At 39.2% G+C, this 22,934-nt stretch carries 25 protein-coding genes; 15 read left to right on the plus strand and 10 right to left on the minus strand.

Going from position 1 to position 22,934, the window contains the following annotated elements:
• Positions 1-21 precede the first annotated feature (21 nt).
• From G598_RS17830 to G598_RS17840, 13 genes are all read left to right on the plus strand, one after another.
• The gene (locus G598_RS17830; protein WP_051180257.1) at positions 22-459 is read left to right on the plus strand and encodes a hypothetical protein; all 438 of its coding nucleotides are present in this window, start codon (positions 22-24) and stop codon (positions 457-459) included.
• Between the two features lie 23 nt (positions 460-482).
• A complete protein-coding gene (locus tag G598_RS19800) occupies positions 483-629 on the plus strand; it encodes a hypothetical protein (RefSeq protein ID WP_157833332.1) in 147 nt (48 codons plus the stop codon).
• Between the two features lie 21 nt (positions 630-650).
• Positions 651-938, plus strand: a complete 288-nt coding sequence (locus G598_RS0111230) for a hypothetical protein (protein WP_026767050.1) — start codon at positions 651-653, stop codon at positions 936-938.
• Positions 931-1,497 (plus strand): RNA 2'-phosphotransferase, encoded by a 567-nt coding sequence (locus G598_RS0111235; protein ID WP_026767051.1) that lies wholly within the window; start codon positions 931-933, stop codon positions 1,495-1,497. Before G598_RS0111230 ends, G598_RS0111235 begins: the two co-directional genes overlap by 8 nt.
• Before the next feature lie 121 nt (positions 1,498-1,618).
• A complete protein-coding gene (locus G598_RS0111240; protein ID WP_026767052.1) occupies positions 1,619-1,876 on the plus strand; it encodes a hypothetical protein in 258 nt (85 codons plus the stop codon).
• Positions 1,870-2,193: a TnpV protein gene (locus G598_RS17835; protein ID WP_051180259.1), complete on the plus strand. Its 324-nt coding sequence runs from the start codon at positions 1,870-1,872 to the stop codon at positions 2,191-2,193. Before G598_RS0111240 ends, G598_RS17835 begins: the two co-directional genes overlap by 7 nt.
• Positions 2,180-2,377: a hypothetical protein gene (locus G598_RS0111250; protein WP_026767053.1), complete on the plus strand. Its 198-nt coding sequence runs from the start codon at positions 2,180-2,182 to the stop codon at positions 2,375-2,377. Before G598_RS17835 ends, G598_RS0111250 begins: the two co-directional genes overlap by 14 nt.
• Before the next feature lie 9 nt (positions 2,378-2,386).
• Positions 2,387-2,782, plus strand: a complete 396-nt coding sequence (locus G598_RS0111255; protein WP_026767054.1) for a PIN domain-containing protein — start codon at positions 2,387-2,389, stop codon at positions 2,780-2,782.
• Between the two features lie 45 nt (positions 2,783-2,827).
• Positions 2,828-3,067: a hypothetical protein gene (locus tag G598_RS0111260; protein ID WP_026767055.1), complete on the plus strand. Its 240-nt coding sequence runs from the start codon at positions 2,828-2,830 to the stop codon at positions 3,065-3,067.
• 62 nt (positions 3,068-3,129) lie between these two features.
• Positions 3,130-7,383, plus strand: a complete 4,254-nt coding sequence (locus tag G598_RS0111265) for a hypothetical protein (RefSeq protein WP_026767056.1) — start codon at positions 3,130-3,132, stop codon at positions 7,381-7,383.
• Positions 7,370-9,688, plus strand: a complete 2,319-nt coding sequence (locus tag G598_RS0111270) for a hypothetical protein (protein WP_026767057.1) — start codon at positions 7,370-7,372, stop codon at positions 9,686-9,688. The genes G598_RS0111265 and G598_RS0111270 overlap by 14 nt, the downstream gene beginning before the upstream one ends.
• A 402-nt stretch (positions 9,689-10,090) precedes the next feature.
• The gene (locus G598_RS0111285; protein ID WP_026767058.1) at positions 10,091-10,429 is read left to right on the plus strand and encodes a transposase; all 339 of its coding nucleotides are present in this window, start codon (positions 10,091-10,093) and stop codon (positions 10,427-10,429) included.
• Positions 10,430-10,434: 5 nt separating this feature from the next.
• On the plus strand, positions 10,435-10,797 hold the full coding sequence (locus tag G598_RS17840; RefSeq protein ID WP_157833333.1) for an IS3 family transposase: 363 nt from the start codon (positions 10,435-10,437) through the stop codon (positions 10,795-10,797).
• A gap of 3 nt (positions 10,798-10,800) precedes the next feature.
• Here G598_RS17840 and G598_RS17845 read toward each other — a convergent pair whose 3' ends face one another.
• The 8 genes from G598_RS17845 to G598_RS0111330 form a co-directional block, all read right to left on the minus strand.
• On the minus strand, positions 10,801-11,805 hold the full coding sequence (locus G598_RS17845) for a tyrosine-type recombinase/integrase (RefSeq protein WP_051180267.1): 1,005 nt from the start codon (positions 11,803-11,805) through the stop codon (positions 10,801-10,803).
• 309 nt (positions 11,806-12,114) lie between these two features.
• A complete protein-coding gene (gene dnaE / locus G598_RS17850) occupies positions 12,115-13,812 on the minus strand; it encodes a DNA polymerase III subunit alpha (RefSeq protein ID WP_051180271.1) in 1,698 nt (565 codons plus the stop codon).
• Between the two features lie 27 nt (positions 13,813-13,839).
• Entirely contained in the window at positions 13,840-14,415 is a 576-nt protein-coding gene (locus tag G598_RS0111305; protein WP_026767059.1) for an HD domain-containing protein, read from the minus strand.
• Between the two features lie 165 nt (positions 14,416-14,580).
• Entirely contained in the window at positions 14,581-15,579 is a 999-nt protein-coding gene (locus G598_RS0111310; RefSeq protein WP_026767060.1) for a hypothetical protein, read from the minus strand.
• A gap of 416 nt (positions 15,580-15,995) precedes the next feature.
• The gene (locus G598_RS0111315) at positions 15,996-16,625 is read right to left on the minus strand and encodes a hypothetical protein (RefSeq protein ID WP_026767061.1); all 630 of its coding nucleotides are present in this window, start codon (positions 16,623-16,625) and stop codon (positions 15,996-15,998) included.
• 23 nt (positions 16,626-16,648) lie between these two features.
• Positions 16,649-16,963, minus strand: a complete 315-nt coding sequence (locus G598_RS0111320; protein ID WP_026767062.1) for a hypothetical protein — start codon at positions 16,961-16,963, stop codon at positions 16,649-16,651.
• Positions 16,960-17,739, minus strand: a complete 780-nt coding sequence (locus G598_RS0111325) for a helix-turn-helix transcriptional regulator (protein WP_245582804.1) — start codon at positions 17,737-17,739, stop codon at positions 16,960-16,962. The genes G598_RS0111320 and G598_RS0111325 overlap by 4 nt, the downstream gene beginning before the upstream one ends.
• A gap of 335 nt (positions 17,740-18,074) precedes the next feature.
• Entirely contained in the window at positions 18,075-19,316 is a 1,242-nt protein-coding gene (locus G598_RS0111330; protein ID WP_026767064.1) for a PHP domain-containing protein, read from the minus strand.
• Between the two features lie 548 nt (positions 19,317-19,864).
• On the opposite strand from G598_RS0111330, the gene G598_RS19805 reads away from it, so the two are divergent.
• A complete protein-coding gene (locus tag G598_RS19805; RefSeq protein WP_026767065.1) occupies positions 19,865-20,056 on the plus strand; it encodes a hypothetical protein in 192 nt (63 codons plus the stop codon).
• Positions 20,053-20,868: a hypothetical protein gene (locus G598_RS0111345; protein WP_026767066.1), complete on the plus strand. Its 816-nt coding sequence runs from the start codon at positions 20,053-20,055 to the stop codon at positions 20,866-20,868. Before G598_RS19805 ends, G598_RS0111345 begins: the two co-directional genes overlap by 4 nt.
• Positions 20,869-21,243: 375 nt before the next feature.
• Here the strand turns inward: G598_RS0111345 and G598_RS17855 are convergent, their stop codons facing one another.
• Both G598_RS17855 and G598_RS20370 read right to left on the minus strand, forming a co-directional pair.
• Positions 21,244-22,392, minus strand: a complete 1,149-nt coding sequence (locus G598_RS17855; protein WP_037364047.1) for a glycoside hydrolase family 3 protein — start codon at positions 22,390-22,392, stop codon at positions 21,244-21,246.
• Positions 22,393-22,537: 145 nt separating this feature from the next.
• A complete protein-coding gene (locus tag G598_RS20370; protein ID WP_272867106.1) occupies positions 22,538-22,798 on the minus strand; it encodes an exo-beta-N-acetylmuramidase NamZ domain-containing protein in 261 nt (86 codons plus the stop codon).
• Positions 22,799-22,934: the final 136 nt, after the last annotated feature.

Here is a 22,934-nt window from a genome sequence, read left to right on the forward strand (position 1 = left end):
AGGAGTGGGGAGGTCAAATATATGAAAGGTGTTCCGGATATTATGATGGACAGTCATTGTGAAAATATAGGGGTACTATTTGACTGTGGAATCAATGAGTTAGGGGTGAGTCCTGAGACAATGACATATTACTTTATAAGGAGCGGAGCAGCAAAATTAATGAGTACTTGGCATCCGCGTTTATCTGCCGGAATGGATTGCATGGAGTTTTTGGAGTGGTGTCTGGAACGTAATGGATTAAATCCTCCCAATATATTAGCGTCTGGGGGAATTTCGACAAGGCCGGAATATTGGGCCGGGTATATGATGGCGGAATATCAATGGTTTTACGAGCACAGTTTTATGGAAATCCTGGATAAAGTTCCTTTCGTGAAGATTGTAGAATCATATCATCCGCTTCATGAGGCACCGGAGGAAAAGTTTTATGAAGCCATGGAGCATTGGATGGGCAAAATTTAATAAGGGAAAAGAGGAGGAATGATATGGTGACTGTAACCTTGAAGTTCAATGAAGAGAAGTTAAAGAACCGAGGCAGGACAGTAGATGAAATGCTGGAACCGATAAGAAAAACGCTGGCACATTTTCATATTGAGGAAATTGAGCAGGGCGGAACTTATTTCCTACAATAAGGAGCATAGGAGAAACTACAGATGATAAATCCTTTTTTGGAGTTTGGGGATGGAACAAAGGTTGTCTGTTCTGCCCCAATAGAAATTGATGGCAGAATGTGTGTGCGTGTCCTGTTTGAACGGTGGAGCGCCGAGCGCAACGATTATGACCGTATGGAGTGCCTGCTGCCGGACGGCGAGATGACGGGGGTTAAAGGTTTTACCCGGGAGGAAGTCCGCTATCATCATGGGAAGATGATTCAGATGCAGGACAATATTCTGGAGTGGTCGAAGGAAGATGCAGAAGAGAGGCGTGATGAGGATGAGTGAGAAAAAACTGTCAGCTGCAGAGGTAAAGATAAGCAGACGTATGGCCTATATTTTGCGCCACAGTCCGGAGTCGGCAGGCGTGGCTATGGATGAACATGGCTGGGTGGACACGGATGCACTGATGAAAACGCTGTGCAGTCAGGGTTATTCTGTGGATTCAGAATGCCTTGACCGCATGGTGTACTGTAATGGAAAAAAACGGTTTATTTATAATGACGATAAGACTAAAATCAGGGCCTGTCACGGGCATACGGTGAAGGTGGATGTGGAGCTGAAGGCTGCAAGACCGCCGAAGTTTTTGTACCATGGAACGGTGGGAGAGAATACTGATGCTATTGCAGCGGAGGGGCTGCTGCCCATGAAAAGGTTATATGTCCATTTGTCTGCTGATGTGGAAACCGCACGGCAGGTTGCCGGGAGGAGGAAGTCATCCGTCGGATATGTCATATACCGTGTCAGGACGGAGGACATGATGAAGGATGGCCATACCTTCTGGCAGGTGGAAAACGGGATATGGCTTGCAAAGGCTGTACCGCCGGGCTATCTGGACATTTTGTAATATTTTTTGGACTGGAAACAGTCCCGATGAGGGAGCATCGTTAAAAGTTGTGCTGTGGGTGGAGCAGGGTAAATTCCATTTTACGATATGGCTTTCGTGTCGTGCCGTGCTGTGTGGCTAAATGGCAGCAGTCCAGCCGGGGGACTATAAGGGCAAGCCAAGGGTAGTGGCAGGTCATACCCCTGTGCAGTATATGGATGGGGATTGCAGAACGCCGCTGCTGCTGCCGAACAATATCCTGCTGGTGGATACGGGGACGGCGCTTGGCTGCGAGCTGTCTGCTGTCAATGTCCTGGATTTGACCTATATACAGAGCGGGGCTGAGTCTGTGGAATGGAAGCCCGTGGAAAAGCTGAGGGAGGTGCGTATGCAATGGTGATGAGCGATGAGGAAATTTTGGCAAAAAACTATGGCCCCTGGGGGAATATGCGGAAAAAATTTTTGCATGAATACCGTCAAGCGGAATGGGGATTGCTGCAGGATGCGGGGAGACTGGATTCCTATCTTAAAAAAGTAAATGATGATTATACGGCAAAGACAGAAGACCTGATGGCAGCTGAGCTGGAAAGGCTTGGGGTAAATGAGGACCTGAAAAGCCGTGATGTTATGGCATGGGTTCAACGGTATGGGCAGGCAAGGGGAAACGTGCGGGAGACTTTGCAGAAGGAGCTGGAGAAAGAGAATGGTAACATTTAAACTGATGGAGGTAAATGGCAATATTGCGGTTTACCATTATTGGGTGGAGAATAATGAGAAGGAAAATCCGGACGATTATGGGACGCTGGCATTTGACATGGAGACAAAGAACAGTGAAACGCCGGAAGTGGCACCTGGGGACTGCTGGAATACGTTGACGGTCGAAGACCTGATGAAGTTTTGAGGTGATAGCATGCACTTTTTAATCGACTTGGAGAATGTTCATAGCGAAGGCTTAAAGGGATGCAGATTTCTGAAGCAATATGACACCATAGAATTTTTTTATTCGGAAAACGTGAGGAAAATTGATGCCTATCGGTTGGAGCAGGTTGAACAGTCTGGCTGTAATGTTAAATTCTATAAATTAAAAAGTCCGGGGAAAAATGCCTTGGATTTCTATATCGTCAGTCGATTGGGACAGTTGACAGCGGAAAATAAGGATGCGGAAATAGCAATAATATCCAAAGACAACGGTTTCCAAAGTTGTATTGAATACTATGACGAATTCAGTGACAAAACCTATCCGGTTATTCTTGCTAGTGATATGAGAAGCGCCATTACGCGGACAAAGAATCCAGTCTGTAAGTAGCGAAGACAGGAATTGGCCCAATCGCCCGAACTGGAAGATTTGGAAATGTTTAAGGAGAGAATTGGCCAAAGGCAGAACCTTCTGGAGAAAAAAATAGCCGATATGGTGTCCGGGACGAAATACGCTTCTCGCGCAGAGGAAATCTACGGGCTTATAGATTCGGCCAGCACATCAAGAAGGCATATCTATTTAGGAATGTTGCGGTTGTTCGGGCGTGAGGATGGACTTGGTTTGTACCACATGCTCAAAAAGGGGAGTTTTGCTATACCGGCAATAAATGAGTAGTGAAAAGGAAAGATATATATGAATACTTATCAGGCTATTGATTAGGTTTTGGAGGATTAATTATGAGTTTAAAGCAGTGTCCAGATATAGCATTACTGTACAGAGAGTTTTATGAACAGTATCAAATGGATTACCGTAACAATATGATGCTAGTAGATGCAGCTACTGGTCAAGGGAAAACATATGCGTTTCTTTGGTTTTCAGAAGCATTATTAGAAGGAAAAATTAAACCAAAGATAAAACATAGAAGACGTGGTGATATTATAAAAGATTTTAAAATATTTTATATTTACCCGAAGAAATTGGATGCTCCTATTCAAGATATAAATAATGGTAATTTTCCAAAGTTGAAAGATAATTATGTTATTTTACATTCTCGATTAGACGCTTTGAAAGCATGCTGGGGGGAGGATTTTTCAGAATCAAACCAAGAGGTAATGATTCAAAGAGTAGAACAAATGATTACACCATTCAAAAAATATTGTGAAAGATGTAGCAGCAAACTCACCCCTTATTTAAAAAAATTTTTAGGTAGTTATCGAGATTGTGCAAAAATGTATTATCACTATATATTAAGAAACAGGAATAATGATAATACAAATGTCGAATGCTACGCATATAATAATCAAATGTTTTCAATGAAAAAAGATGAAGATTTTGAAATTAATAATTACGGCATAATGGTTAAATCATTAAAAAAATTATTGAAGAAAATAGCTGAAATCAATGAGTGGCAAGATTATGAAGGTATTTATAAAGATGAAGAAACATTCGGAGTATTTCGAAGGATGTTTCCTGCAATGGAATTATTTAATCCTAAACGGAAGGTATTCTTCATGACGGCGGCAAAAGCACTTCGGATTATCGATCCAATAATTGCGCCATCCTTTTATTTTAAATCGATTAGAAAGCAATTTTCATCTAAGCCAGTTATCCATTTGTTCATTGATGAGTTTGATGAATTTATAATTGAATATAATAAAATACGATATGATGAAGCAAGGAAAAATCCGTATGGAATTATCGGATTAGCACAACAACTTTTGGGAATTCGCTATAAGAGGTTATCGAAATTAGGTAAAGGTATTCATGGTGATTTAGAAGGTGAAAATAAGATACTTCAAAACAAAGTAACAGAATATTGCGAACAAATGGATAATAAAATTGATGCTATTCTAGAAAAATATCCTTTTTTGCCTGATGATTTTAAATTTGAAAGTGATGAACCAGAGTTTATCTATTTAGCCATATTTGGGTATCCATTATTGAGATGCTCATTATCAAATCGTGAAAGCTTAAAAGGTAAATTTGAGTACATTATACCACATACAGATGGATATTTTAATGAATGGTCTCCTCATAATCAAATATGTTCTATCACTGTAAAAGAGGGAAAGGAAACTGATAATAATTATATAAAATTACGCGATTTTATACACGATGTTACCGTGTTTAATCGCAGTATGATTGCAAAAATATCTTTTATTGTACGTATTTATCATGAATTGATAAATAAAAGGATAATAAGGAGTAAGTCTAATCTAATAAACAGTTATAATGAAGATTTAAGCGTCTTTCGTGAAATTAGTTTGGATGAATGCGTAACGACGGTATTGGATGAGTTTGGATTATACGATTCCAATATGAGTAGGTATGCAAATCCATATGTAAATTTAGTGCTGCAAGAATTGAGTCGAGATACTTTTGGTTATCGTAGGAATAGTAGATATCTGTTTATTCCAGCCATTTATTCTTTTTTTAATCGCGGTTATCATATAGTGTGGCCGAAACAAGATTATAGTCATTATCAAAAAGATGATATATCATCTTGTGATTGTGTATCATCTTGTGAGAATTTTTTTCTAAATTTGACATCATCGACTAAGAAAAATCTTTATGATAATAATAAGTTGATTAACGATAATGACAGTCACGTACTGATTTATGGTCTTTCTGCTACGTCACATTATGATTCGATTCTTACAAATCTTAACTATAATTACCTTTTAGATATCGGAGATAAAATACTATATTATCCTTCAGATAAACTTTGCCAAATGATAAGGAAAAACTTCGAATTAAAAAACCGTTTTAATACTAAAGGGCAGGAAGTTAATGTATCTTGTGTTATTCCTGATGAGAAAATAATAAAAATAGCTACTAAAAATATAAAGGAAGAAATATATATACAATTACATCGTAATCATGTAAAAGACCTTTGTGACGCCTTGGATGGCATAGGTATTGATGACCCTGTAGGTTATGCACAAGATTTTTATGATGAATTAGATATTTTAATACAAAAAATGACAGCTGATGGAAAAATGGAGTATAGACTGCGATATATTTGTATTTTTTTTGAGTGTTTCCGTAGCTTCTTGGATAATAATATTCGTTCGTTTCTATTTTTTAATACAGCTTCATTATATGAGTATGAAAACTTTTTGAAAAATGCTGCTTTAGTTATTGCAATTTTAAATAATCATATTCATACAAGACAAGAGCTTAATGAATGCAAGAAATGGTTATGTTTCTTTAAGGCAACACATTTTCGTGATGAAAAAATAGAATATGATGTTAATGAAAAAAATTTGCGTCCCGTTTTATTGCGATTGGCAAAAGGAGGTCGTGCATTCATTATTACCGCATACGCATCAGCTGGCCGTTCTTTTAATCCAATTTATCCAGCTCCATTTCAAGATTTGTATGATGAAAAGATTCATTGCATAGGCGGCGATGATGATATTACTGAATTTGAAAGCAGACGTTCCAAAATAATAAAAGCGGGAAGACAGTATTACGAAGAACAAGTTGATCTTTGGTTTAATCATAAAATTTTATCAGATGAGTTTATTATGGTTGATTTTCAGGGTTGTTATACCGGTATGCCAACATATATTTTCCCGTTTATAAAATCACAAAATGGTACGAGTCTTATTTCAAATCTTCCTGAAGCATTTATACAGGGGTTGGATTATCTTTGCAGACTTAGAGATTATAATGAAATATCAATTGACGAATTTAAGAAGGGGTTGAATAATTTTGCACTAAAAATCACTCAAGATGAAAATACTAAATCATTTAATGACTTTAGTCCTAAAAATTTGATTAGTACACAAATATCATCATTGCAAACCGTTGTACAAGCGATAGGACGTATAACGCGTGGGAAAAATAGATATAGCAAAATAATACTTTATGTGCAAAATGAATTACTAAAGTATCCATGGCAGCTTATTTATGGTGCATCAAAGCTTAATCATAATCATTATATTAAGATTATTCTGGAAGAAGCAAAAAAACGTGGAATCAGTACAGACTATACATATAAGAAACATATCGAACAACTAAATAAACAGTATCTTATAACTGCATCTAATAATTTTGGAAAATTGTTATCGGAAATCGCCCAACACTTTGGGGAGGAGGGACCAAGTAAAGCAGATGAACTTTCTAAGTTAAAATTTGACGATTTGCATACTTATTGTTTACAAAATCAAGTTAAGTGCAGGGATTCAGCTGATTTTCTATATCCTAGCATCGAGGGAGTAAAAGAGAGGAATGTTTTTATACGTTCCCTGACAGGAAAGCCGATTTGTAAAAGATATTATAAATTTGAGGAAAATAGACAAGATGGTCGATATGTACGCATTTCTGAAGTTAGTGATACGCCTCCAGGGGATGGATGGAATGAGATGTCTGCAGATGCATTACAATTGCCACTATATAATCGATGCATAGAATTTCATGAAGCTTTTAAAAAATTACATATACCTGTAGAATGGGAGCCGCAAATGTATCTTCCTGTACCATCTTTTTTTGAACAAGTTTGTAAGGGACGTATTGGTGAGATTATACAGGATGTTTTTTTGTCAAAATATTTGGGGTACACTGCAGAATCTTTATCAGGAAATATTTATGAACTTTTTGATAGAGCAGTTAAAGAAGTTCCAGGTATATACTTTGATGCTAAATTCATGACAGAAAACAGCTTTCATAATTATGTTGAATCTTATTACAGTTTAAGTCATTTATCTAGGAAAATAAAAACTGTTATCGATAAGGGGAGGGACATACAGGGCGTTGTTATTATAAATACACGAATTTTGACAGAACGAGTAAATAGCCCAATACTTAAACCTAAGAAATACTTTGTTGAATTAGAAGATAGGAAAATACATATTCTTCAGATTCCACAACTGCTTAAGCCGATTGTAGGGAAATATTTGGTTAATAATATTTGTGATGAGGTCAAAGATGCTATAAAAGAATTTACTGCAAGTATGATAGGAGAGAAAAATAATGGAAAAAATTAAAATAAATCAATTTATTAATGATGTAGTAAATTGGGAAGCCCTGAATAAACGTTATTATCTATTTCGTTTGTCATCTAATAGGGATAAAGACTTAAAATTCCAGTATGATGTTTTCTTTGAATATATAAAAAATTCGAATCTTTCTTCTGTAGTGTCATGTCTATATACTGGTTTCGCAGAAAGGGCTGTGTATATTCTTTTCAAGAAGGATAATGACTATAAGGAGCAAGATTATCATATAGCTTTATACAATTATACTAAAGAAAAATGTGGTGATGTAGGTTTTTATATTCATGCAATAAAAAATGAAACGGATTTTATCTTTTCCAGAAAGTATTTGGATAGTACACCTATTATTAGGCAATTGTTTCTTAATGCTGTGACATGGCAGGACCCATTTAATAATTCGACTGGAAGATGTCTGGTAGTACAGAAAACGATGAAAGCTGGTAAGGGGACAGTGGCGCCTGCTTTAGAACTTCGAGTTGATGAACACAATGTTTTGTCGTTTAAGGTAGTCACATTTGCGTCAATTCAAGGGGATAATTGGTATTACTGGGGAAAAATGGGGAAAAGAAGGCGAGAACAATTCTTAATTGGTGATAATTACATGAGACGATGCAAGTATCGAGATATACCAAGTGATGAAATCCTTAAGGGTGTTTTTGTGCAAAAAAAACCTTGGTTTTTAAAAAATAAGAAAGAAGATATACCATTTCTGTTAAAGGGAAAGGATGAAAAATATGCAAAATTGTATCAAATGCATAATGTTCTGGAATCTGCGTCAAAAATTGCAGGTGATATTATATCTTTTGAATTTAAGGAAATAGAGGAAACTGAAATTCATCCATATAAGAGAAATAAAAAACAAAAATTAGATGAAAATATAGAGATTATTAGTCTGGAGTCGCAGAATAAACTATGGGAAGATATGTTATGCAAGTGGGGGGCAAATATCCATTTGGATATTTGCTTTGCTAGAGATTGTGATTCGGTATGTATCCCACAGCCACGTTTTTTTAAAGCATTACAGGAAGCTTTTGCTCCATACTTTAAATCCGTAGAATGCTGTGATATGAGTGATAAGCCTTACGAGAAATGGGATGGTTTTAATCGCGTGGGTATGATTATCCTGGGAAAAGATCGTAACGACTATCAAGGGAAACGTGAAAATGATCCATATTACGACAAAGAAAATGTACTAGGGGTTTCTGTTCGTTTGACTAGTAAAACTGTCCAACAAGTTATAGTTGATAAAAGTGATGGATATACAGGCCTGATAAGAACAGAACTTTTGGAACTTCGTGAGATAGCCGATATTCGCCAGCAGAATAGCTCGTTTTATTTGACCGCCGGCAAGAATCTTTTGGAGTCAGATTTACTACTCTGCACCAAAAATCCCAATTCCAAAAGTTATTTGCATAAAGATGAAGCGCTTTATTTTAGTATTCTCTCCCCAAATGGTAAGATGAAATTTATGAAGGAAGGAGTTGATACCCTGGGATATATTTCAAATGAACAGCTTGAGTGTATGTACCGCAGTATGGAAAGAAAGGATAAGCCTATTACTTTAGCGGGTATGACCAAGTGGAAAGGTCAAATAGTGAGCTTTGGTATTTCATTGGGAAAAATCTATCCTTTGCCTAATTATAGAGAATTTTACGACTTTGTGAAATTGGGGAAAGATGTGGAAGCTAAAGGGCTACCTTTAAAAACATGGTATGATGCCGTAATTATGGGAGGGGATAAAACCTATCCATTGATAGATTGCTTAAAAAGTATGAATACTAACGGTGAATGTGAATATATCACCTTCGCTGGCCTAAAAAAAGCATTTAAAGAATTTGATCGCAGAGAAAAAACTTTTCCTGAATCTGTGTGGAAGAAAGCACTTATTGATACAACAGATAGAGCAATGTTTCTAGCGTTGCAAAAAATTATAAAAAAAATGCTTAATATTGATATAAAACTAAACTATAGAAGTAGTGAAGTTATAAATAAGTATTATCGGATGATGTTAGGATTACATGCGGCATATATGGAAGAAGGTAAACATGTCTATTATTGGCGCGGACAGAATGGCGGAATTAGAACAAGTGTATTAGAGCGTGGCACCCCAGCACGTGAGATTTACCTAGAAGGTTTTGATAATTTAGATGATCGTAAGGACTTCCTTCATCGTTGTTTGTTGCCGTTTTTAACATTTGAACATATAAAATGGGGAGAAGATACAGCATGGCCTATGCCATATAAGTATTTACGGGAGTATATTAATTTACATTTACGTGAAACAGATGTAAATTAATTTTGATTAATCAAACTTACGGACAAGGACGATATTGTTATGCGTACCCAGTCTATGATTAACTCGAGGATAGCGCATTCACAAAGAGTTTTTCAGTGTATTGTGGTTATCATCAAGGATACCGTGCTGGAGATAGCGATAAAGGCCGAGTTTATCCCGGATTTTGTGTAAACCTCCCAAGTGATGCAAAATAATAGCATCATTTGGGAGGTTTTATCATGAGCAGAAAAATACGTACCCCGGACGAACAGGCCCGTAGGGCAAAGATTAGAGAACTTCTGCAGGAAAGCAACATCAACAGTATGGAGGATATACAAAATGAAGTAGTACACTTTTAGTTGACAGATATAAAACAATCACTCAGTATAGAAAATGCTGAATCGAAAAGGATGGTAAAAACAAATGTCAACTGGAAAAAAATACGACAACGATTACAAAGTACAAGCCGTTAAACTTGCTATGGAAATTGGGCAGACTAAAGCAGCAAAAGAGCTTGGACTCTCCAAAAGCGCGATAGGCACTTGGGTTAGGAACGCACGAACGGGCAAGTTGGATATGGGCGATGATGCCATAACCTTTACCAAGCCACTGTCTGCCAGCGAGAAGCTGGCTATCCTAGAACGGGAAATGAAGGCTCTTAAGAAAGAAAATAGAGAATTACGGGAAATGAACGAGTTCCTTGAAGAGGCCTCCGCTTTTTTCGCCGCCAGCCGTCAGAAGTACGCAAAAAGGAAAGAATGAAATTCTTGGCTCAAAAGGTTTCTGATGGCAATGGAAAGCAACATGTAACCCGTTATTGCCGGTGGCTTGGCATTAGCAGGCAGGGCTTCTACAAATTTATGAAGGCATCTAACAAGCCGTGGAAGCATGCTGCGATAGCTCAGGAAATACGGGATATTATCGCCGAAGATGACTGGAACGATAATTACGGGAAGAAACGTATATGGGAAGCACTTCTTCTGAAGCATCCAGATGGCGATATTCCCAGTATAACCACGATATATCGAATATTGACAAAGATGGGGATTATCCGAAAGGCAAAGAAAAAGCCTAATGGGATAACTAAGGCTGACAAGAATTCCAGGAAATCAGATACTCATTCTGCTTAACGGCTATTCATGCGGAACGAGCTTAGATGTATGCCTTTTATCCAGTCGGTCAGCTACATGGGCATAACGAGCCGTAACCTTTGGGTCGCGATGTCGGAGCGTATCCTGCACCAATCGTAAATCCTTGGTTTCTTTATACAAATTCGTGCCACAACTGTGCCGGAAGACATGGCATGAGTAGCCGGGATGCTTCAAATCGCAGGCAGTTAGTGCCTTATTCATAATGGAGCGGATGCCATTCCGGGAAATACGGCCCATAAAGTTCCTATTAGATGAAGAAAGTATCAACGGCGTGAGAACGCCGTCTTTTTTTACTGCATGGTCGGTGGGGATGGCCTTCAGGTATTCCTCGATAAGCTCAAAGGTTTCTTCACAGGGATAGATGGGCTCCATCCTGCCTTTTGTGCCTTTTCCCCGAATCATAATAGCATTTGCTTCCCAGTTGATGTCTTCTACGCAGGCGCGGTGAACCTCAATATTTCGCAGACCTTCAACGCCCATCAGATAAAGGATAAGCCTATTCCTGGTTCTGGTAAAGGTATCCTTATCTTTATCGAAAACATGGACGATTTCGTTCATTTGCTGCGGTGTGTAAAAATGCAGAAGAGCATCAACATTGTGGCCGATAGATGGAGCCTCCACATCAGCAGCGGGATTGACCTGTATGAGTTCAATTTTCTTGGCTGCAGCATAAAATGCACGGACAGCTGCCAGCATAACTTGAATGCTGTCGGGCTTATACTGCCGGTTCAGTAAAAATTCCCGATACATCAGAATCTGGTATTCATTTAAGGCCAAAGGATGTCTTTCGTGAGTAATGCACCAGCGGACGAAGAAGTCAATCTGGTTGCAATAGTGCCGCATGGTATCTGAGGATGGATTTCCCTTGGCAATGACCCGGGGAATGAATTCAGAATAATGGGTTAAAAAGTAGTCTGGAGTAATCTGCTGGACATCCAGAGTCGAGGACAGCTGATTAGTTGTTGTTATCAAGTTGTTAACAGGCATGGCTGGCCTCCTTCTTAGTTGTCAGATAATTTATGATATTTGAGTAGAACTGAACCAAAAATTCTTTATTAACATTTTACTGTGGATAAGAGGAATTAGCAACACTAAATTGTGGAAAAATTTTCAGACTGACAGAACGAACATAAAATACTGATTTTATGCTTATTTATCAGTCTGAAATAGTAAAATTCAAATCATAGCCCCTAAAATTGCCTGTAAGCGTTTTTAGATGTACACGCTATACTTTATATGCAAAATCATTTAGACGTGGCTTATAAACGATTCTGTGAGGTCGTTTTTAGATGAGTCTTAGGATAATCTCCGTGATAGCGTCAGCCTCAGCATAAACATTCCAATCTCCTCTAAATATTTCACAGGAAATTCCGCTACTAAACTGTCTTCTGATTCGGACACTGGCAAATAATCCATCAATGGACCATGAGCAATAACCACCATTGATGCATGGGTAGATGTATGCCGTGGTAAACCTTCAATCTCATGAGCAAGGTCAACCCATCTCTTGATTACTTCCGATGATTCATAATGCTGACGAAATTCCGCAGACGTATTCAATGCTTCATCCAAAGTCATACGTAATTCATTTGGTATAGTTCCGGCTATAGCATCTACCTGCTCATAATCCATTCCCAAAACTCTGCCCACATCTCTTAATGCAGCTTTAGCCAGCAGTGTACCAAAAGTGACAATCTGTGCTACGCTGTTATAACCATAGCGTTCCTTAAGATAAGCGATTACAAAATCTTGATTATCTCGCTGTGGGTTATAGCCTAACTTAAATTCAGGTAAGGATATATGCTCCAGATTCAAAACAGCGTCAGCTTCTAAATTACACTTCGAAGGTTCTACTTTACTAAGTCCAAGAACATAAGCTATAACACTACCTTCCAAATAACTACATCGTGACCTTACACTAATTTCATGTTCTCGGCAAAATTCAATAATATCCTGTGCAATCAGGATATATCTTGCAAGGTCGCTCCTTTTAATCATGTCTAGTTCATAACATAATTGTTTCTGTATTTCTTCTGTAATTACCGAATAATATTCAGGGAGAGCTTTTTCACATAGCGCACACAAGTATTCATCATCTGTTTTATAATCTTTTGGTAATGAAAATGCAGGCATTTGCATTTGACCAAAGGTAAAGTCAACCTGACAGCGTTCAGCGATTTTTACGGTATTGGCAACAGCCTCTGGATATTCCGAAAACAATATTGCTATTTCCTGTGGAGATTTAAGGTAATACTCTCCATTATCATATCGGCCATTCTTATATTCGTCCAAGTCCATGCCATGTTCTATACAATGCAGAACAGCATATAACTCACTATCTTCCTGACGTAAATATCGACAATCGTTGGCTGCCACCAAACCTAAGCCAAAATTCTCAGCTAATTCAACCAAGCCCTTATTGACATTTCTCTCTTGGCCTAAACCGTGATTCTGAACCTCAATGAAAAAATTTTCTTTACCGAAAATATCGATATATTCTTGAGCTACTTTTTTCGCTCTTAGCTTATTATTGCGGCTAATTGCACGATAGACTTCGCCATCAGCACCAGATGACAAGCAGATAAGCCCCTCATGATACTTTTGTAGAAGTTCTTTATCCACTCGTGGCTTGTAGTACATCCCCTCTATATTGGCCAATGACACAAGTTTCACTAGATTTTTATAGCCCGTCTGATTTTCTGCCAACAGAATCAAATTGTAGTACGTTTCACCATCAACAGCACAGCGGTCATATCGTGAAGCAGGGGCCACATACACCTCACAGCCGATAATTGGCTTGATTCCCTGCTTTTTACATTCCTTGTAGAAAGGTATAACTCCGTACAGCGCTCCATAATCGGTAATCGCTAAATGTTTCATACCCAGTTCTTTAGCTCTTGCCACCAGTTCTTTGATGCAAGCTACACCGCTATAAATACTGAATTCTGTATGGACATGAAGGTGCACAAAATGTCCCTCATCAACTGTTATCATTGCCTGCCCTCCTCTATGATGACGACTTCATTCTGCAGTTTCGACAATAAAGCCACTCCAATTATCCGCATACTGCAAAAGCAAGGTAAGTTTCCCTTCCCTTGCCGCCACGCTGCGATTATCTTCTACATACTGCCCATCATGGTAGACAATGGCCTGCACTTCATCTTCTGTAAGCGGGAAACGACTTGCCACCAGATAAAGCCCGCGGATAGGTACACTTAGATAAAGCAGGTCTTTGTTAAAGCGGTAGGGCGTCGTAGCCGGATAGCCGTAAGCCTTCTGCTTGGGGCTCGGTTCATTTTTTAGATATTGCGGCTGCCCCGGCATCCCAGCTTTGCCTAAGTCATGAAGCAATGCCACAATGACACAGCTTTCATCACTGATTTCCGGGGCAAGTACCGCTTTGATTTTCAGCAGGTTCTCTGCCACGTTGACACTATGTTCCAATAAGCCACGCTCACGGCAAAGATGGAATTTGGTGGAGGCAGGCGTTGTAAGATAAGCCGTTTCTTCTTCTATGAACTTCATTAATTCTGCAAATTGTTCCTTGCGATTGATAACTTTAGCCTTTAACGCCTCATAACGCTCCTTAAGTTCCATGGCATCTATTCCTCCTAATAACGCTCTTTATAGTTAAATTCTTACAAGTTATAAATTTGTAACTCCTCTTCTATATAATTTGCCTTTTCTTAAAAGGCATTTCATGTTTTTTTAATTATCCATCTTCTTTTTGCAAAGTATTTGTCAATTATTTTGCATTTATTCTTATATATATCTCTTTAAATATTTTATTTCTTTAGGTGATTTATCCAAGCAATTAACAATTTCTTTTACAGTCATTCTTCTTATCTCAAAATCATAGTTACCAAACAATGTCTCTTTAATGTCATTGAAGTTCTCTATAAACCGATCTATTTCTTCTTCCATTCCAATCTTTATATTTCCGTATTTCACTTTCTGCTTATTTTGTTTGGGATTTTTATCATCAAACAAATCATCAGGTATTGTCCAGTAGCCAATTACTAATCTTATTTTCTTCACTTTCGGAAACTTCTCATTTTGGATAGCATTGTATATTCCTAAAACATGCTTTATTATTTGGAAAACATCAAAATACGTTGTTATTGCCTTGTAAAACACTTTATAATTTCCATTCTTTTGCTTTCGATAATACTTTTTATACTCACCATTTTCCTTCTCAATATATTCATCAAGCAATTCTGCTATTTCACGAGGCATTTTAGCTAATTTGGGATTATAGGAATCAGATATCAGGCTAGGATAATCAAGAATCCATTCTGTCATTTTCATCTCAAACAGGATAATACTATCACTATTATCAGACTTATCCGACTCAAGATAAACGTCCAAACATGCCGAATTTGTTAATGCACGTAATTTCTTCTCAAATTCAAGGTTATATCTTCCTTCTGGTAATTTACAATCTTTTATCCCCCTTATATCTACTTTTCTCTCAGAACAATCATCAACACTAAAAATATTATATGTCATTGCTGACGATGAATACAACGCTCGCATTTTCCAACGCAATTCTTGTCCAGAAGCACCGCCATACGCCTCCATATCTTTAGTTGCCATTTCTCGAATCAAATTATCTTTAAGATTTGCGAAATAATACTTTTTCTTATCAGCTGATATTTCAGCTGTTTCAACATCGCAAATCATATTTTCAGAATGCCATCTTTTCCTTATTGATTCATATAATACACTCTTACTTATATTTATTCTTTTCCGTTCAGCCATGATTATACTCCCTCCTAACATCCGTCATATAAAAGATTTATTTATCAGCCACTTTAGCAGAAGCATCCATCAAAGCTCCTTCTATTTCCGAACAACTATCCAAAAAGCATAGGCATCCGGCATTTAACGTAAGATTTCTATTCCTTACACAAGGAACGTACAACTAGCGAAACGTTATCTTGTCATAATGATAAAACGATATGGAGATATCCCGTCTAGCGATTAACGAAATAGCGATAGTTGAATCGTCATAATGGATATTGGAGGTACACACCTCAGGCTCTTAGCCATAATTTCCATACGCAAATAGCTATCTGCTATCATTCGTAATTTGCATGCAGCTTCATAGTTCATCTGCACCTGAACCGAATTCCCTTTAATGAATGCCCCTGCTAAAGCGGCTGATTATATCCTGATTATTTTTCCAGCAATTCCTCAACAATAAATTGGTTCTCACCTGCCAGGTCAAACCTGGGCGTGTAATCAACTTTGGTAGTGAGCAATGCTTCATCAATCTTGAGAGATGCTTCGTCAGCCTTGCGATTAAAGTCCTTAACCATTGCCCTTACCTTGTTTCTGTCATAATCAATCGTCATAATACGGTCAATATCATAGTAGTAGGAAGTTTGATTGCCATCATTGTTAAACACATATCCTTGACCTTCTCCCTTTTGCAGTTCATGAGAACTCTTCAAGTTTGCTAAGCCTTGTAATACTTGAAGCATTGACCGCCTACTTTTATTAGCATCTACAGCTGCGTCAAGGTTAAAGCCCATCCCTGCCTTAGCCTTGCCAATTGCACACGACAGTTTTTCTTTTTCTTCCATAAGTTCCTGCCATACTTTCAACAGTGCCTCTACAGCAAAACCTTCTTCGCTCCGCTCACTGACATCGACAGTCTCATCCTTCTGTCCTTTTAAGGCCTTGCTGCGCAAGTGTTTTTCCGAAATCGTCATAACGTTATCATTATTGGACAGATATCTGGTGATGTAACTCAGTAATTCATTGATTTTATTCTGCGTTTGAAAAGCTTCCTTCAAATTCATGATAAATACCTCGTATAAATGAATCATATAATATTATCCAAAATGTAAACATCTGAATGCTTTAATACTGCTGGAATATTTATTGGTTCTGTAAAAATCATAGCCAGACTATTATCGGGAGCATGAACCTGCAAATAGAAGTCAAAAATCAAAGCCTTCTCATCTTCACTTAATACATGGGGATTAATTACAATAGCTTTTGCAGGAACAGCAATCAAATCTCTTAGCTCATCTGTTTCAGATAATTCATATCTTTTTTTTGATGGATACAATTTCGCAATCTTTGTTTGTTGCTCTGCAGATACTCCATACATTAAAATCCGCTTAGCGGCACTCATACGTTTTCCTCCCTGTACTTTGATGCCATACCTTCTATTGCCACTTTTATACGGTCTCTTAAAACCTGTGGTGCCTTAACCTCAATTCGCTGACCATATTGCAGCGCCCAATGAAACATCGCATTTTCGTTACATGTTACTGTCACCAATATCTTGTTGCTATCTTCTTCCTCAACTTTGAAATTCCTGCCGAACCAATCAACTAATTCATTCATCAGACCAATATCTGCTACGAATTTAACAGCTACACTTTCACCACTATACATATAAATGTGTTCAGCCATGTGCTTAGGCAGGCTGAATCCCTGTACAAATTCTTTGATTTTATTTTTGGGCTTTGCTGGTTCATCCAGCATGGTTATCGATGTAATGTGATCGACTCTGTAATGTGATATATTATCGTACTTGTCATAATTCCCCATCAGGTAATAGCGTCCATTGTTAGCCACCAGTTGATAAGGGCTTACAATATATGGTTCTGGTCTTTTAGGGTGGAGCTTGAAGTCTATACCATACTGGCTGTAGACAAAGCGCACCTTTCTTTTGGCCTCTATCGCATCATTTAACGTATCTAAGACAATCATTGCCTGCTTATTGTCAGCATGGTGGAGTTCAGGCAAATTGGATATATGATTAACCTTAGCACTAAAGTAACGATTCCCTAGACTTTTAATTTTCTCGATTAAACGTTGACTCTGTGCAACTGATATATTTTTAGAAAACAAGATACTATCAATAAGTAACCGCAATTCTGCATCATCAAAATCTCGCTCCATCAAGTAACACCCGCGCTCCGTATATATCTCATATCCCATATCTTTCAGAGACTGTATGTTGTTCCGGATGGAACGTCGGTCGCACTCGGCCCCGTAATTATGGTATAACAAGTCTATGATTTCCTGTTGTGTCAGTCGATGTTCAGCATCAGTATATTCTTTTAGAATCTCCAAGACCAACATATTCAACATTTTTTGTTACTTCCAGCATATACACGCAATATCATCACTCCAATAACATATACCTAATCAGGAAGCTGCACAGTTTTATGTAATATTCGATACCTTCGTTATCTATCCCTTTAATTCCAGCATTTTTATTTCTCTTTTCTTCTTTATATCTTTTCATCTCTAAAATTCAGGAATGCGTTACTATCATAATGTGAAATACAGATATTGGTGGATGGCAAAATTTGTGTAGGTAAAAGTTTATAGATGCGATATGGTACGTTAATAATTATATCACCATGAACATCCGTATACGCTTTGACACCTGTTATCCCGTCTAATATATCATTTATTTTTTCATCACTGAAGTTTACTTTTCTTTCTTCTATATAACGTCTTAAATAACTTTCTGCCGTAACCTTAGCTATTTTCTTTATGACGGACATTCTAAATACCCCATCGTCCCATGATTCCATTTTATCTACATCATTTAAATTCAACATTAATTTTGTATCATCGCCAGTTGGCATAGGTACAATTTTTTCAACCATATCTGCAAGTAATCGTGGATTTTTTACAACAATATCATAAGCCTTTTTATTACCAAGGAAACTGAATTCATCCAGCATTTCCTTGGTCGTCCGTAAAAAACAAGGAGGCTGTTTATCAGCATCATAAAATCCCATTGCGTGCTTAATAACCGCACGAATGTCAGCATCTTCTTCATCGAGAAAATGGACATCACTTGTAGCCACTACTAACTTGTTCAACCTTTCCCCTAATTCAATTATCTTACAAATAACCTTCTGTACCTCATCTTCTGTTTTAAAACTTTGAATCCAATAATTATCATAAAGCATGTAATACCCCAAAGGCTGTACTTCTAAATAATCATAGAAATTTGCAATTTTGATAAGTTTTTCATCACTGTATCCTTTAATAATTGCTTGAAATAATTCTCCAGCTATACAAGCCGAACCGATAAGCAATCCTTCCCTGTATTCATTTATTTTCTTTTTCGGAATGCGATTTTGCCTAAACATATGGCGAAAAGATAATCTCACAAGCTCATTCAGGTTATATATCCCCTCTATATTTTTAGCCAGAATAGATACATGATTAGCTCTTCCTTGCTTGTAATCTTCACCTGTCATATATCCTTCCATTCCATATATCACTTTAAGGTTTAAATTATTCTCAATCACAGTCTTCACAGCCTCTGGAAACGCCTGTGTTACGCCATGATCAGTGATGGCAATTGCATCCCAGCCCCACCTAGCAGCAGTCATTATCAAATCTTTCGCTGATACTACACTATCATATCTGCTCATTTTTGTATGCGTATGAAGTTCAACTCTTTTTTCATTAGCATCATCGATACGATTTTTTGAATTGATTTTCATTTCCATTTCTACCTCCAAGCTTCTCTGGGCTCAATCCTTCTGCTGTAATACCAGTCTAACAAATCTTATGGGTAAAAAAAATCCCATAAGATTTGTTAGACTGACGATAAGCGGTACGTATATAGGAGGTTTGCACATGAAATTTGGCGAATTTATGGCGAGTTTGCAGAAGGGTGATTTGCTCTGCTGGATACTATCAGTGAGTTGCAACGCCCAAAAAGCTTTGCAACTTCTGTGACGTCAGTTAAATGACGGCACAAAAGTTGCGAGCATTGCACCTTTGTTTTCATTCCTATTTGTGCCGCCAACGTCAGCGGCGGAATGAAGTTTATTATCGAGGAGGCTGACCATTAATTGACCAGCCGACCTCTCACACCACCGTTCAGTGCACGGCGGCTCTAGTTTTCACATACTTGCTCGTAATAGCTCGTCAGGCTTATATAGCCTTGGCGGGCTATTTCTTTGTTTGTCAGGATTTGGTTTAGCATTAGTATTGGCAGGATTCGAAAAGCTACGGTAGAGAGAAAAAGGAATGGGAAATCCTGAAAAATCGCATGGTAGAACCGCCTGGGGACGATGTGGAAGCCTTGGAAGCCTATCTTAAAATATGCCCGGAAATTGACAAGGAACTGGACAAGATAAACCTCAAAATCCTTCAGGCCGCTGCCGATATACGCCCAGTATTCGAGCAGCTGAACCTGCCCCATAACAAGGCCAGCATTTTGAAGCGAGTGCCTTTTATGTGAACGATAACCGCTTGGCCAAGACTGAAATCAGGAAACTCCAGCGGAACATGGACAGCAAGCTCAAGGCCTTGGACAAGCATATCAAGGACTATTTTGCCGTCCACCAAAAAAACCGGGAGTATTCAGCCGAGGAAATGGCCAGCATACTCAAAGCCAATATTGCAAGGCAGGAGACGGCTGAAAAACGGCTGGCCAAAGAGCTGTATCATATGCGAAAACAGGTTATAAGCTATCCTAGAGCTATTGAAATGGCCAAAAATAACTATGTGCAGGGAGCGTTCAAACAGCTCCGCGCCGATAAGCGTGAACTAAAAAAACGGGAAGACAAACTCTCCCCGGAAGAACAGGAAAGCGCATGGCAGGGAATTGACCGCCGTGAGCAGGAACTGGAAGCACGGTGCAATACAGCGGTAGGCCGGTCAAAAATCGAAGCCATAGCGGCTGGTATACTTCGCAAAAATGCGCCCATAGCCCAAGAGTACAGCGAGTTGAGTGCCAAGCACAGAATACTCAAAGATTCTATCATACAGAAAAAGCAGCAATCCCAGAAAGTGACAGCAAAGGCACCTAAGGAACAGGGCAACAAGTTCCGTGTGGCTCCACCGGCATCATCCTCTGGAGGAGGTGGTGGCGGCAGCCTACCTACACCCTCCCGTGATGCTGACCTCATCAGCAAAGCACTATCCGGCGGAGCCAAAGAAGCCCAGCTGGTGGCAAAGTCAAAACCAGACGAGCCGGACGATTGGAAGTGGCTTAGCGAAACAGAGAAAGACGATTTACGAAATGACATGGCTACCATTGACCACTACTAATGAAGCTTATTTGACAGTTTGCTATTATCTACAATATAATAGTCCTGCTTGTCCCCTTCCAACACAGCCATTCTGGGGCTTAACTTGAAGAGGGTTATGGGTGGCCCGGTCAATATCCGTCTTATCGACATACCCTTTTTTCTCGCAGCTCTTATGGGCAACTTCTTCTAAAAAAGCCTCGTCTGCTTTTTCCCACCCAGCCTGATCCGCAGAGCGGAGGCTAGAAAGACTGTATTTCTGGGCATTATTGAAGATAAACTTGTTATAATCGTCCTCCACCGTACCGGAATTTGAGAAATTTACCGGGGAACCGGCAAAATAAGCCTCGTTGAATACACACCTCCATTCATTTCTACTATCTGATGACTATTACATTCATGTTGTTTTTCCTAGATGGGTAAGTTTTACCCGAAGAATCCTGCGCAGGGATTCGTTGATACGTTCCTCGCGGATTTCTCCTTTTTCCACGGCTCTAAGCAACCTGAGATAGGCATCTGCCCCGTTTTGGTACACATGGCAGCTTAAAATGATGTCTGCCCCTGCGCGGACGGCTCTTAGCGCGATGTCAGGTGGTGCATAATACTTGGAAAGGGCTCCCATGGCGATGTCATCGGTGATGATAACCCCCTGGTACCCCAGGTCTCTCCGCAGAAAATCTGTCTGGATAACCTTGGAAATGCTGGCAGGAACATTTCTCTCCAGCTTGGAATATGTGGCATGATTTACCATGATGAAATAGTCAGAGGGATTCTTTTCCCTGATACAGCTCTGGAAGGGCATGACATCCCATTTCATCAGTTCCCGGCGGGAAGCATTCACCACAGTTGAATCCAGATGCGTATCGACTTTGCCCCGGCCAAGACCAGGGAAGTGCTTAAGGCAGTAAATGAAATCTTCCTGCTCATAGCCACTGGCAGCACTACGCACGAAATCCGTTACCACAACAGGAGTATTGCCAAAGGAACGACCACGCCCGGTTCCTATGTCGGCTACCGGAGCCAGGTTCACATTAAACCCGATATTCCTTAAGGCACGAGCAGTTTTTCTCGCCCAAAGCCTGGCATTATCCGGGGCCCCTGTTTCCCCAATTTCCTGGGCAGAAGGAGGTGGTGGCAGCTGCTCCTTCATGCGAGCTACCACTCCCCCCTCCTCATCTACAGCAATAAAGAGGGGCAACTTTTCCCCAGCTTGTGCCTGCAAGTGAGCATTGAGTTGCTTCACCTGCTCCTGGGTTTTCATGTTTCGGTCAAAGAGGATGATGCCTCCGATATGGTACTGATGCAGCATAAAGAGGCTTTCCTCATCCACATCAGTCCCCTGAATGCCAATCATGAACATTTGCCCAATCTTTTCCTCCAGCGTCATGGACCGGAGCATATTTTCCACACAGTCTTCTACAGGTGCTGATATACATTTAATGGCAGGCTGGTCAGTATGGCCAGCTTCTACATTTACCACAGGCAACATGAGTATTGCCATCAGTAGCAAACATATCAGATTAATTGGTGAAGGTTTTCTTGACATAATATTACTCCTGTGCTAGTTCCAAATATTTTTACATTATTTGACAACCTCGTTATTTCTGCAGTTTGGCTACAATCCAAGGCTGATTGCGCTGTTTTGGGGCAGCATGGAATGGTCGAACCACATAAAAAAAGTGGGGATGATTTTATTCGGCGTACAATAGATAGGGACGCCGCTGTTCCTTGAAACGCCTTACATCTTCCTGCCACATGGCACTGATTTCCTTGGCGCTCTTTCCGGCCAGAATAGCTTCCCGTACATAGGTTTGCCCCATCAGCAAATCAAAATGTTCCATTTCTCTGCCAAACCGCTTAGAGTTATATCTCTTGAACCTCCCCCACTTATAGAAGTGGGGGATTCTTGAGAAGTTTGATACACGGACTAACGCCCGACAGACATATCCCAAAGGAGTTGGCTGTCAGGATACCCTTATTCTCAATGGGCTGTCCAAAAGCCCTCTACACAGTTCTTCGAAATCGAAGTTCTGCTTACTTTTGCGAAGTATGTTTGCCGCCCCGTTGACATCGGCATTTGCAGTTCTG

The sequence above is a fragment of the Selenomonas ruminantium subsp. ruminantium ATCC 12561 genome (genome assembly GCF_000424065.1).
GTDB lineage: Bacteria > Bacillota > Negativicutes > Selenomonadales > Selenomonadaceae > Selenomonas_A > Selenomonas_A ruminantium.